Origin of the sequence: Haloarchaeobius sp. FL176, assembly GCF_024609245.1 — an archaeon.
GTDB lineage: Archaea > Halobacteriota > Halobacteria > Halobacteriales > Natrialbaceae > Haloarchaeobius.
Window position 1 is genome coordinate 15,414 of sequence record NZ_JANJYH010000019.1, and the last position, 12,745, is coordinate 28,158.

10 protein-coding genes are annotated in these 12,745 nt (G+C 56.4%); 3 read left to right on the forward strand and 7 right to left on the reverse strand.

The window, feature by feature from the left end; translation table 11 throughout:
• Positions 1-40: 40 nt before the first annotated feature.
• A complete protein-coding gene (locus NO978_RS19255) occupies positions 41-1,753 on the reverse strand; it encodes an L-lactate permease (protein ID WP_369684168.1) in 1,713 nt (570 codons plus the stop codon).
• Between the two features lie 180 nt (positions 1,754-1,933).
• On the opposite strand from NO978_RS19255, the gene NO978_RS19260 reads away from it, so the two are divergent.
• From NO978_RS19260 to NO978_RS19270, 3 genes are all read left to right on the forward strand, one after another.
• Positions 1,934-2,440: a lactate utilization protein C gene (locus NO978_RS19260; protein WP_006825333.1), complete on the forward strand. Its 507-nt coding sequence runs from the start codon at positions 1,934-1,936 to the stop codon at positions 2,438-2,440.
• The gene (locus NO978_RS19265; RefSeq protein ID WP_257301158.1) at positions 2,441-4,624 is read left to right on the forward strand and encodes an LUD domain-containing protein; all 2,184 of its coding nucleotides are present in this window, start codon (positions 2,441-2,443) and stop codon (positions 4,622-4,624) included.
• 411 nt (positions 4,625-5,035) lie between these two features.
• On the forward strand, positions 5,036-5,428 hold the full coding sequence (locus tag NO978_RS19270) for a helix-turn-helix domain-containing protein (protein WP_081927135.1): 393 nt from the start codon (positions 5,036-5,038) through the stop codon (positions 5,426-5,428).
• A gap of 23 nt (positions 5,429-5,451) precedes the next feature.
• Here the strand turns inward: NO978_RS19270 and NO978_RS19275 are convergent, their stop codons facing one another.
• The 6 genes from NO978_RS19275 to NO978_RS19300 form a co-directional block, all read right to left on the reverse strand.
• The gene (locus NO978_RS19275; protein ID WP_257301159.1) at positions 5,452-5,940 is read right to left on the reverse strand and encodes a hypothetical protein; all 489 of its coding nucleotides are present in this window, start codon (positions 5,938-5,940) and stop codon (positions 5,452-5,454) included.
• Positions 5,937-6,707, reverse strand: coding sequence for a ParA family protein (locus NO978_RS19280; protein ID WP_058826566.1), 771 nt, complete (start codon positions 6,705-6,707; stop codon positions 5,937-5,939). Before NO978_RS19280 ends, NO978_RS19275 begins: the two co-directional genes overlap by 4 nt.
• A 188-nt stretch (positions 6,708-6,895) precedes the next feature.
• Complete coding sequence (locus NO978_RS19285) at positions 6,896-7,879, reverse strand: hypothetical protein (RefSeq protein ID WP_257301160.1); 984 nt, start codon at positions 7,877-7,879, stop codon at positions 6,896-6,898.
• A 150-nt stretch (positions 7,880-8,029) separates the two neighbouring features.
• Entirely contained in the window at positions 8,030-8,578 is a 549-nt protein-coding gene (locus NO978_RS19290) for a TATA-box-binding protein (protein ID WP_058826564.1), read from the reverse strand.
• A complete protein-coding gene (locus tag NO978_RS19295; protein WP_257301161.1) occupies positions 8,578-11,544 on the reverse strand; it encodes a DEAD/DEAH box helicase in 2,967 nt (988 codons plus the stop codon). Before NO978_RS19295 ends, NO978_RS19290 begins: the two co-directional genes overlap by 1 nt.
• Positions 11,537-12,745: TaqI-like C-terminal specificity domain-containing protein (locus NO978_RS19300; protein WP_303647391.1), on the reverse strand; the 1,209-nt coding region annotated here is incomplete at its 5' end. The genes NO978_RS19295 and NO978_RS19300, both read right to left, overlap by 8 nt.

Below are 12,745 nucleotides of genomic sequence, written 5' to 3' on the forward strand. Positions count from 1 at the left end.
AGGAAGGGCCGTTCAACGGAGCAACCAAAGATAAATGGAATCAGAATAGGCTAGGGACCAAGATGTACGTCAGTAACATTCCGAATAGGCCAGCAAACACTGCAAATATAATCATTGGGATGATAGCTTTCCGCAGCAGGTCCCCTTCACGCCCGGTGATTCCAACGACACCACAGATAGCGGCGATGTTCAATACCGAGACCATATTTCCGAGACCGCCGCCGACGTTCTGAAGGCTGACGGCGATTGTACGGGAGAGACCAACTGTGTCAGCGGCATTGTACTGGAGCACGCTAAAGAGAATGTTCGAAGATGTATTACTTCCAGTCATGAACGAACCGATGGCACCGATCAACGGTGAAATGAGCGGAAGCAGACCGCCGGCACCCATAGCTAACGCACGGCTGAGAGCCTCCATCATACCAAGGAAGTCAGCGGTATTCGTTTGTGACTGGATCATTATTTGGGTCATCGAGACGGCAATAACGAGTGTGAGTGCAGCGGGAGCAACCTGCTTAACCGAGCGTCGCCACGCCATGCCCATTTGGGATGTGTCCATCTTATGGATGAACCCGGTAAGGATAGCGATAGGGATGAACGGCATCGTTCCTGGAAGATAGAGGTACTGGAGGGTGTATCCGAGCTCTGTACCAAGAATTGAGTCAAGACTAATAGAGAAACTCTGGATCCAATCGAGAACGGCGACACCACTGATAGTAAGGTCTGGCCACCGCGTGATGAGTAGCGCAAGCGCAACGAGTAGGTACGGTGTCCACGCTAACAGCACGGACATCTCCTTTTTCGACTGGTCTTGGGATACCTCATCAAGTTCGAGGCCGCCAAGCCATGTATCGCTCCACCTTGACTCCTCGGGAAAGTCCCACTCGCTCTCGGGAATGAGGATATTGTTGTTTGCAAGCTGAAGACCAACCGCGAGGACCACAAATCCGGCAGCGATATCCGGCAGCGCGGGTCCGACGAACCACGCGATCACTAATTGTGTACCCCCAGTGACAACACCAAGGAGGAGCGCAAATGGTGCAATGGGAAGAGTGCTCTGCACAGCCTTTGAAATGCTACGTCCACCGCTGGCGTCACCAAACCAGTATGTTAAGAAGAATACGCCAAGTAAGCCCCAAAACACGTACGTAAGTCCCGTGACAATACCCGACCACGCAGAGACTGCCGAGAGGAACTCATTAACGCTCATCGAGCCGGACAGAGCCGGTTCAATAACTGCGCCGGTCCCGCCGGTAACAGGTGTCCCGGCCGCACCGAATGGCGGATTTGGGGCGTTGAAGTAAAGACCGAATACTGCGGCGGCTAACGGCGGGAATCCAAGACCAATGAGCAACGGTGCAGCGAGCGCGCCCGGAGTACCGAACCCTGCCGCGCCTTCAATAATAGTCATAAAGCCGAGGCCGATGAGCAACACCTGAATTCGCCGATCCTCTTCGATCTGACCGAAGTACCACCTGATAGTGGCGATAGCACCGCTCCCTTCGAGGTAGTTCATCAAGAGGATAGCACCGAAAACGATGAGAATGATGTCTACGGCTTGAAACGCGCCGTAGATCGCTGACGCCAGTAGCCATGTTGGATCCATACTCCAGTACGTGAGTCCGATACCGCCCGCGAGCAACCATCCGACCCCCATTGCGCGGGCCGCTGACCACCGAAGTCCAGCCAGCAATACGAACGCGACGCCGATCGGAATGACACCGACAAGCGCCAGTGTGAGTACATCAGGCATAGTTACTGATTTTAGCTGTATTTCGGCGTCGCGTAACCAACCGTATATCATTTTCTTTTTGTTACAGCATCCACTATAGTCTTCCATGAATGTCTAGTATATAACGAAAATATACACATATTCTATCAGGGGGCCTACAGAGGGAAACACCCATTAGGTTGTTTCATAAATTGTCGTTCTATGTCTGCCGAGCCAATCACGACCTTCGAATCGTCCCTTGAGGAAGTCGGGGTCGAACTCGTCCGGACAAGTACGGATCAGTTCGAGTCCACGCTGATCCCGCTTCTCAGCACACCCGCAGTCGGCGCTCCGCTCCCGTTCGAGAACGTCTCTCTACCGGACGCCGTAGAGACCGATCCTGGGGTAGAGGAACTCGAGGCCGCTAAAACCGGCGTCACCGCCGCCGGATACGGTATCGCCGAATACGGGTCCGTGATTATCCAAGGCGGCCCCGACGGCGAGGAACCGGCAAGCCTCTACGCCGACGAACACGTCGCCGTCGTCGCCGGCAGCGACGTCCTCCCGGACATGGACGCGACGTTCGATCGGCTCGCCGAGGATATTCGTAGCGACGCCGGGCAAGCTATCATCGCAACCGGACCGAGCGCTACGGCGGACATGGGCGCGCTCGTAAAGGGTGCGCACGGACCGGTGGAAGTCACCGTCGTTCTCCTGGAGGACAGATAGATGAGCGTCGATACCCGCCAACGGAAAGCTGAACGCATCCGCCACCTTCTCGAAACCGAAGGCGACAGCGTCCACAAGAACACGCAGGTCTTCAACAACGGCCGTTACGAGTCCACCGCGGATCTCGAGGACTACGAGGAACTCAAAGACGAAGCCCGCGCCATCAAAGAGGATGCCATCGAACGCCTCCCCGAACTCGTCAAGCAGGTTACCGAAACGGTCGAAGCTAACGGCGGTACCGTCTACATCGCTGACGACGCTGCCGACGCGAACCGATACGTAACGGAGGTCGCCGACGGCCGCGACGTCGTAAAATCGAAGTCGATGACCAGCGAGGAGATCGAGGTAAACGAATCCCTGGAGGCCAGCGGGTCGGATGTCTGGGAAACCGACCTCGCCGAGTTCGTGTTGCAAGTCGCCGACGAGGCGCCCTCGCATATCGTCGCACCGGCCATTCACAAGTCCCGCGAGGAGATCGCGGAGCTGTTCAACGCGTATTTCGAGCCGGAGAAACCCCTCGAAACCGCCCAGGAACTGACGCAGTTCGCCCGCGAGTATCTCGGTGAGAAGTTCGTGGACGCCGAAGTTGGTATGACCGGGGCGAACTTCGTCACAGCGGATACCGGTACACTTGCATTGGTTACGAGCGAGGGCAACGCTCGCAAGTGCGTGCAGGCGACGGACACCCACGTCGCGGTCGCAGGCGTGGAAAAGATCATTCCACGTGTCGAGGATCTCCAGCCGTTTGTCGAACTCATCGGCCGGTCGGGGACCGGACAGGATATCACCTCTTACGTTTCGCTCTTCACGCCACCTGGTGATTCACCGACCTTCGATGTGGACGATGAACTTGGTTCCGGCGACGAGCGCGAATTCCACCTCGTACTCATCGACAACGGCCGCATGGAGATGCGTGAGGACGACCAGCTCCGGGAGACGCTGTACTGCATCCGGTGTTCTGCGTGCGCGAACTCGTGTGCGAACTTCCAGCATGTCGGTGGCCACGCTTTCGGTGGTGAGACGTACTCTGGCGGTATCGCCACCGGGTGGGAAGCCGGCGTTCACGGTGCCGACAGCGCCGCGGAGTTTAACGATCTCTGTACAGGGTGCAGTCGATGCGTGAATCAGTGTCCGGTGAATATTGACATCCCATGGATCAATACTGTTGTCCGCGACCGCATCAACCGCGGAAAGGATGGAGATCTCGACTTCCTTGTAAAAGGACTTACTCCTGATGAGGAACCTGGCGGAGTCGACCTCCAGAAGCGCTTATTCGGGAACTTCGATACGCTGGCGAAACTCGGTTCGGCGTTCGCACCGCTTTCGAACTGGGTCGCACAGGCCGGTCCCGCCCGCTCTCTGATGGAGCGGACTCTCGGCGTCGATAGCCGCCGTGAACTTCCGGAGTTCGAGCGTGAATCCCTCGTCGAGTGGTTCAAGAACCGTGGACCACAAGTAGATCCCGAAGAGGCACGCCGTCAGGTTGCACTATATCCCGATGCATACACAAACTACGTGCGCACCGAACGCGGAAAAGCCGCCATCCGCGTCCTCGAGGCGCTCGATGTCCGCGTCGACGTCCCGTCTGCCGGCGAGAGCGGACGCGCACCACTCTCACAGGGGATGGTGGCGACCGCCCAGTCCAACGCCGAGGACGTCTATGATGCCCTCGCACCCGCCGTCGCTGCGGGCCACGACGTCGTCGTCGTGGAGCCCTCGGACCTCGCGATGTTTCACCGGGAGTACGAACGGCTCCTCCCCAAGGACAATTACACTGTTCTGAAAAACCATAGTTATGAGGTTCTGGAATACGTCTACGGTCTGCTGGAAAATGGCGCAGATATCAATGCACTCCCGGACGGAGACGACATGCAGATTGCCTATCACAGTCACTGCCAACAGCGCACGCTCAACCTCGAACCTTATACATTAGCGGTTCTCGAGGACTGCGGGTTCGACGTCAGGACCTCAGACGTAGAGTGCTGCGGGATGGCTGGAAGCTTCGGCTACAAGTCCGAGTACTACGAACTCAGCATCGATGTCGGCGAAACGCTCGTTGATCAATTTACGACGGAAAACACTGCGGACCGGACCGTCGTCGCCAGCGGCACGTCGTGTCTAGAACAACTTGACGCACTGCTTACGCGCCGGCCTGCACACCCAGTGCGTTTGCTGGATACATAGTAGTCAGATTGATGACAGTACTTCAGAAAGTATGAATACTGCTAGAAAGAGGGAGGTCAGCCACCGTCAAATAAAATCTTAGGAGAGTTCCGTTAATATAATCTCTCCTCACACGTCTACAACGATAACTTCGTCAACAGAGCGCAGCCTCTCGGTTTCTCGGCTTAACCGAGCACGGATGCTGATTTGACCGAATTAACCGACAACAAGCCTTCTTGTGTCATTGGTTGCCCGTATCGATGTGTTGCAACGAGCGCCTCGAGAAGGGCACAGGCGAGATCAGTCTGCATACGCTACCGATTTCAGCCACTCCATAATAAAAACGGTGGATTGAATTACCAACAATGGAAATCCAAACCAACAACTCTATGCACAAGTTTATACGCGAGAAGGGAATAGATGTACCATAGCATGAGCACGCCCGATCACGCTGAGGGAGATAGCTCAGAGCAGAGCACGAAAGAACTCCGCTACGAACATCCGAGCGGCTGGCTGTATCTCATGAAGGATAGCTCCGAGGGCCTTCACCTCATCATCGATACCCTACTATCGGCCTCGGACCGTGAATTCACGAAGAGCGAACTGGCTGAAGCAGCAGGTGTAAGTCGCCACACGGTCCGTGCACATCTCGGTACGCTCCTCGAACATGGGATCGTCCAAGCTGTCGCTAACGGGAAACGCTATCAACTCAATCTCGACAGCCCGGTCACACAGGAGATTTTCGAGTTGAACAGCGCGATCAACGCCGTCGGGGCTGGACACGTGACAATCGAGAGCGATACTGGTACTGTCGTCGACGAATAGGCGACCACTCCGCTGGATCGTGGCTACGTCGACTCTTCTTCCGTGTCGTCTGTCAGTCCGAGCTCCTCTTCTATTGTCGTCCGGTTACAGACGGCGTCGATTACTGCACCGTAGAACGCATCATTTTTCGGGAGATCCTCTTCAAATTCGATCTCGTACTCTAACGACATCTCCTTGTAGAGCCGGTCTAACCGCTTCAAGCGATCCGTTCCAAGGTAGAACGTCCGTGCCTTCGTCTCACGAACTGTCTTTGAATCAGATGATGTCGATGAATCCATTGACTCTGATGACGTCGTTGAGGTAGATGACCTCTTTGATGTCGTTGAGGACGTTGTAGATTCGTCTGATTCAGCTGCCTCATTGATCTCATTCACGTCATTGACTTCATTGTCGTCGTTGGGAACTTCCTCAGTGTCTGTCTCTTCATCCTCTACGGACTCACTCTGCTCGGCTCTGCTACCGAAGCGTTCACTCATACGGTTTTGCCGATCCGTCTTCTTATCGTCAGTCATAGGGCGTCCTCCAGGTGGGCAGCGAGCTGGTCGAACTCGCCTTCCATATCACAGTCTTCGGTATGTTCGAACACTGAGACTCCATTACTCCACGCCCGCTTGAGGACGACACGCTTCCGTATCTCGAAGATGGGTAGCCCCGGCTCAAAGGTTTCCTGAAACCACGTCATCATCTCTTCGGCTTCGCCATCGGGTTCGACACGGTTCGCAACGATCGCCTGCTCGGTGATTGATGTCTCATACTCGGCCTCGAGCGTGTCGATTTGATCAAAGAGAATATCGAGCGCGCGGGTTGACGTAGATTCTGCAAGGGCGGGAATGAGAACGTTCTGTGCAGCAAGGAGCGCGCTGTCAGTCAAGACGAGGAGTGAGGGGGGACAGTCATAAATGACGAAGTCGTAGCCCCCGCCGACATCGGCGACGGCCCGCTGGAGCCGTTTGCGTCCTTGCATCTCGGTGACGAGTTCGGCTTCGCCTTTGAACAGATCGATATTTGAAGGAACGAGATCCATCTCGGGATGTGTCTCGATGATCTCGGATAACGCTGTGTCTTGTGAGACGAGTACTGATCGGAGGTTCGGTTCAGGCTCTTCATAGACCTCGGAGAGGCCAAGGCCTTCAGTGGCGTTTCCTTGTGGGTCGACGTCGACGAAGAGGACGGTATGGCCTCGCTGGTTAAGTGCACCAGCGAGATTGATGGCAACCATGGTTTTGCCGACTCCACCCTTCTGGTTCGACACTGCGACGTGTTTCGTCGATGTAGACATATCTCAATGAATTCAATGAGGTCATATAAACTATACTCTCTCAACGACGTCAATGATCTCATTGACTACATTGTATCTCATCTACGCGCTTTGACTCTGCACGTCTTCTGAGCAAGGCGATTAACCAACATCTTCCCGCTCCGTCCGGTTTGTTGGTTAATCCGGATCAGAAAAATCAGTTCGTGTGGTCACCTGATATCGGTGCCAGGTTTGAACTCGGTCAGCTCCTCGATACGCTGCTCAAGCTCGTCGACTTCCTGGCGGAGTTCCTCGGCGTCGGGATCGTCACTCAGTGCGAGCTGATCCTTCAGCCCTTGCAGCCGGGTTTCCTTGCGCTCCTCGTCGACGTCGGCTTTGCGCACGTACTCGCTCTCCTCAATCTCGTAAACCGCCGATTCGGAGAGTTCGGTCACGTCCAGGGCCTCGTCGACTTTCTCGCGATCGACGGCCAGAATCCGCTCGCGAGGAATCCCCGCGTCCTCGAGCACGTCCATGACCTCGTCGTCGTCCTTCAGCGAGCGATTGCGGCGACTCGTCCGCTGGACGGACCCATACTGGCCATGCACCGGCTGGTCGTGGTGGAGCCGCCCGAGGAGGACCTCTCGGACCGCCTGCCGGAGGTCGCCGGCGTTGCGCTGGACGTCCGACAGCAGCGTATAGAGGTTAATCAGCGCGGGCGTCTCACAGTCCTCCAGCGCCGTCGGATCGTGACGTTCGAGGGCATCGATCAAGAGGAGCATATCCGCGTAGACGTCGAGGTCAGGCTCGGTGCGATCCGCCGCGTCGTCCTGGTCGGCGGCGGGCTGGGGAGACGTTCCTTTGATGAGTTGGGACGTCGTTGGCTCGTCGGTTTCGGTGAGCGTCCCCGCTCGATCGTTGATCTCGTAGCGGGGATGAAGACTGAGCACGGCCGCATACGGTTCGGCGTTCGGGGGCAGGCGCTGGAGGTCGAAGGTACCACCAGCGTCGGTAATGCGGTCGGCGAGCGTTTCGAACTGCTCGCGTTGCAGCGGCTGGGAGTCGCCTGAATCGGCGAACTCGATGATGATACGGTGCTCCTGGACGTCGGTGAGGCGGAATCGCGTCTCCGAGAGAGGCGTAATGAGCGTTGCGTCTGCGGCGAGCTCCTCACACTCGTCGAGGAGCGTCCGCCAGCTCGCGGTAAAGGGCATGGTAGTCCTTGGTCGTATCGCGGGAAAACCTCTCGGCTCAGCCCTTCTCGAAATTGACCTCCTGCAACGCTTCGGCTAACTGGCGGCAGTTAACCAACAATAATCGCGATACACAGATTCTGTTGGTTAACAGGGCCGCGATTCAGCGGATCACTCGTCTGCAAGCAGTGTTTCGATTGAGTCACGGAACGCTGCGAAAGCTGCTTCAGCTGACTCAGTCTCTTGCGCGCCAGTGATCACCACCTTCCCGGTAGCAAATACCAGTAGTACGCACGCGTGGTCGTGAGGTCGGTACACCAAGCCGGGGAACTGCTCAGGCTCGTACTCCGTCACCTCAAGCCCTAAGCCGATCGCAAGGGCTGACAGATTAACCGACCGCTCCATATCTGCCATACACACGTAGTTCTGGACGGTGAACCAGGCATCCTCGGCAGCCGAGACAATCCCGTGGCGATGCAGGAGGGTCAGGAACTTCTCTCGGAGCTGTCCAGCCTCGGCTTCGGATGACGCTCCGGTGATGATGTACTTCCCGGTGCGGTAGAGCGTGACCAGCGGCTCGTCGCCACCGAATCGAACGTAGGCACCAGGGTATTTCTCGGGATCGTAGTCGACGACGTCGTCAAGGTCTCGGGCGACTGCCTCAAGATCGAGTTCCACATCGAGGGCTCCCGACGCGACGACGTTGACGACTTCTACCATCAGTTGCCCACCTGCGGCGATGGAACGACAAACGCTGCGGTCACCAGGTCGGGCTCTTCCGGCGTGACGTGTTGCTCCTCGTCGAGTTGCGCAAGCTCCGCTTCGCGCTCACGACGGAGACTCTCGAGTTTCTGTTTTGCATTCCCAATCGGGGCGGACATGTCCCGCCCCTGCTCTGCACGCTGCTGGTACGTTTCGAGGCGCTCCTCCCATTCCTCGATTTGCTCGGCGAAGTAACGCTCGGCGTGTTCACGCTTGATCTCGATTTCGCGTTCACGCTCGCAGCGAGCTTCCTGAGCAAATGATTCTACCTGCGTCCAGGCCTCCATCTCGGCCGCCTGATGGAGGTCGTCAACCACTGCAGCGAGCTGTTCACAATCCGGATGGGACGCTGCATCTTCCGGTGGCATCGTCTCCACGAACTCCGGAACCTCCGTCATAATTGACTCGTCTAGCGTGGCATAGAGTGGAACGAACTTTTCGGTCACTACGTCTCCGGCCCCTGAGACGTAGCCGAGTCGGTAATTGAAGAGGATGCCCGGCGCACGATCAGCGCTCGCAGCCACTTTCGTTGCTACCTGGCCTTGGACTCGCTCCGAGTCCAGGCAAAACTCAATGAGTGATTGGACGAGTGGATGATCGAGCGAGATAAACTCGATGTCGTCCTCCACAATGGCGATCTCTTTGGTGAACGTTGCCCGTTCGTAGCGGCGGTGGACATGACTGCCATTCAGTACATCGGGGACGTCGAGTTGGAACACGTCGCCGTCCGTCCGTGCGGGACCGGGGCGGACGCCCGTGATCAAACCACCGAACTCGTCGAAGAACACCCGAACGAGCGTCTCGATATCGTTCTCGGACACCTCGCCGTGTTGGCTCCGCTCGATGACGTCCAGAATCTCGTCGTCTTCGCCCGAGAGGTCGAACCTGTCTCGGATGAGGAAGTCGTCTTCGACGGTCTGGATCGCTTCCTTGCGCTCTTCGATCGTCGCCTCAACGTCGGCAACGACCTCCTCGGTCGGCTGGCCCTCGGCAATGGCCGCCATGATGGTTTTATCGAGGTCGACGTCTTCCAACACGCGACCGAGCACGTCCGAGCGCATCCCGAGGTCAGACTCGATCTGGTTGGTCTTCTCGATGAGGAGATTCAAAATCTCGCTCTCGCGGGTGTTGGCGAAGAAGAGGTTGCGGATCTCGACGGTATGTTCTTGGCCGTAGCGGTGGAGTCGCCCCATTCGCTGGTCGATGCGGATGGGATTCCACGGCAGGTCGTAGTTCACCATGATGTGAGCGAACTGGAGGTTGAGCCCCTCCTGGGCGGCGTCGGTCGCGAGCATCAGGTTCGCCTCCTGTTCGAACTTCTCCATCTCCTCTCGTCGACGATCCTGGTCGAGATCGCCGTACACCTGCGCGATATCGTGCTCGGGGAACACCTCGTCACGCAGGTACTCCAGCGTGTCCGTGTACTCGGTGAAGATGAGGATCTTCTCGTCGGGGTCATCGGAGAGAATGCGATCGACGAACTGGCGAAGCAGTCGGGCTTTCGAGTCGGTCTCGATGTTCTTAGCTTGCTGCCAGAGCTGTTTCACGCGATCCAGTTCCTGCTGGATCTTCGACCGATTGAGCGTGATGGTGACGGTCTCCAGTGCCTCCTCGACGCGGGCACGCTCGGCGTCGGTCAGCGTCTCGGGTTCCGTACTGTAGCGGGGGATGAGGTCCTGGACGTCGTCCGGAAGGGATTCGGCGACGGCGTCGTTCTGGATCGCCCGCATTCGATTTTCGAGCGACTTGCGGATCGCGTAGATACTCGACACGAGTCGCTTCTGGTAGATGACCATCGTGAATCCGGCGGCCTGGTTCTCTTCCTGCTGGGCGAGGTTGTAGTACTCACGAATGTACTCGGTGACGTCGTCGTACAGTTTCCGCTCCTCGCGAGTCATCTTGACGGGGAGTGCCTCGATGTTCTTTTCGGGGAACATTCGGGTCCCGTCGGTTTCATACATGCCGTCTTTCAGCCGGCGAATCATCAGGTTCTCCAGCGCATCGGGATTGATCTGTGACTCGTGACTGAAGCGGTAGGGATCGAGCAGGCTGGTGAGGAAGTAGAACTGGTCGGATTTCCCCTTGTGCGGTGTCCCGGTGAGCAACAGGAGTGCGTCCGAGTTCTCGGCGACGGCTTCGCCGACCATGTAGCGCTGGGTGCGCTCCATCGAATCGTCGCTCGACCGGCGGGCCGTCAAGTGGTGGGCTTCGTCGAAGACGGCGACGTCCCACTCTTCGTCGAGATTGTCGAGTGCGTCGAGGACGGAGACCGCGTCTGACTCGGGGTCGTCGGTGGTCTGCTTCGCGAAGTCGATGGACGTGATGATGAGGTCTTCCTGCTTCCAGACGTTCTGGTTGGGGTGGGACTTCCGGTGGGTCCGGACCGTCTCGCGGTCGTAGATGACGAAGTTGCGATCGAACTTCTCGCGCAGTTCCTCCTGCCACTGGACGGTCAGCGGCGCCGGCGCGACGATGAGCACCCGGTCGGCGCGGTCCCGAGCGATGAGTTCTTCGATGACGATACCGGCTTCGATAGTCTTCCCAAGGCCGACTTCGTCCCCGATGAGGTAGCGGTGGTCGTAGGAGTTGAGAATCTCGTAGGCGGCCTGGACCTGGTACGGTTCGATCTCGATTCGGTTGCTGGTCAGGGAGAGAAAGCGATCGTACTTGTAGGCGAGATCGAGTCGGATCGCCCGCTCCCGGAGGTCGTAGTGAAGCGGTGCGTCAGACTGGCCGGCTGCGAGGCGGTCTAGGAGCGAATCGAGTTTCTCGATGTGAGGGAGGCCGCTGGGGAGTTTCCGGAGCTGTCCCTCCGAAGTGTAGACGTGGAGGAGGTGGCCGCCGTTTGGCCGTTCTTCGATTTTCGTGATCTCTCCACGTCCGCCGGCGAACTTGACGTGGTCGCCAACCTCAAAGTCAGTCATCAATAGTAGAACTCTCAACGAGTTCCACTTCTTCCTGATTCAGACCATAGAGTCGGTAAACGACCTGATTAAGGATTTGGTCTGTGTTTTCGGACTTCAGCCTATATTCATCAGCCCGCTGTTTCGTATTTAAGTACCTCTCGAAGTCGTCCCACACATCATCAATTTCTGGTAGAGTGAGTTCTTCCAGTCGATCTATCAGTGAATTAGTCTTCGTAGCTTTCTCTCGGAAGCCAGCAACGCCATCATCGCGTTCGTTTACGACGTGGGGAACAAACTCTTCAATAACCTGCTCTAATTCAGTGCTAAGTCCAATAAATTCCATCACTGGTACGAGATCTGTTCTTGTGTATCCCCACTGGTCTGTCTCGTATTCATCTTCATCCTCCGGCTTATAACGAGCATTAGCATAGAGAACAAGCTTTGAACCTTGATTTCTGACCTCAACCTCACCAACCCGAAGACTGTCTCGAGATTCGCTCGTTTCAGAGACAATCGCGTCGGAGACACCAGCAGGTGGTTGATATCCTGAAATGCTCCCCAAAGACTGACCCTCTGAATAATCAGTTAAGTAGTCAGACAGGTTGAGATTTAATGCACTATAAGCATCCTGTGCATCGATACGCTCTCTAACTAGATAGCAGAGTAGGTGATAGACAGTACTCATATTCCCCTCCTCAAGAAGCGAAAGAGCCTCTGCCTCTACCGAATTATACTCGCGATTCTCGTACTTTGACTTAATCAGCGATAGATGTTCTTCGACCGAATCATCATACTGTGTCTCAATCTCTGGAATGCCGATCGGACGGAGATATCCGGTTTTGAATCTGTAGTACCCTCCTCGGAGAACGTGGCTCGTGTTACTCACGTAGAACCACGTTGTCGCTGAATTCAGTATGGCAAGAAGATACTCCAAATCGTATGGAGATTCAGAGGCTGTAATGCTGTATATGACCGATGTGGAATAGTTACCTCGGTTATCCAGAGTGAAGCTACAGTTATCACTAATTTCTGGAGTCAGTATTTTTTCTTTCTCGTGCTCATGGAGACTCTTCGGATAGGTATAGGCATACCGTATGTGTTTAGCCCGAGCTGATTTCGCCACCATCTCATAGGAGGCGCACAAATCGGGCTGTATGAGCTGGCAGCGGAGGTTCGTGATGATCCACAGGGATGGGCTCCGTCGCGGAGCCCATCCCGT

Bases quoted from the DNA above. Each gene is read 5' to 3' on its own strand.
- NO978_RS19255 (WP_369684168.1), bottom strand. From the start codon at position 1,753: ATGCCTGATGTACTCACACTGGCGCTTGTCGGTGTCATTCCGATCGGC.
- NO978_RS19260 (WP_006825333.1), top strand. From the start codon at position 1,934: ATGTCTGCCGAGCCAATCACGACCTTCGAATCGTCCCTTGAGGAAGTC.
- NO978_RS19265 (WP_257301158.1), top strand. From the start codon at position 2,441: ATGAGCGTCGATACCCGCCAACGGAAAGCTGAACGCATCCGCCACCTT.
- NO978_RS19270 (WP_081927135.1), top strand. From the start codon at position 5,036: ATGAGCACGCCCGATCACGCTGAGGGAGATAGCTCAGAGCAGAGCACG.
- NO978_RS19275 (WP_257301159.1), bottom strand. From the start codon at position 5,940: ATGACTGACGATAAGAAGACGGATCGGCAAAACCGTATGAGTGAACGC.
- NO978_RS19280 (WP_058826566.1), bottom strand. From the start codon at position 6,707: ATGTCTACATCGACGAAACACGTCGCAGTGTCGAACCAGAAGGGTGGA.
- NO978_RS19285 (WP_257301160.1), bottom strand. From the start codon at position 7,879: ATGCCCTTTACCGCGAGCTGGCGGACGCTCCTCGACGAGTGTGAGGAG.
- NO978_RS19290 (WP_058826564.1), bottom strand. From the start codon at position 8,578: ATGGTAGAAGTCGTCAACGTCGTCGCGTCGGGAGCCCTCGATGTGGAA.
- NO978_RS19295 (WP_257301161.1), bottom strand. From the start codon at position 11,544: ATGACTGACTTTGAGGTTGGCGACCACGTCAAGTTCGCCGGCGGACGT.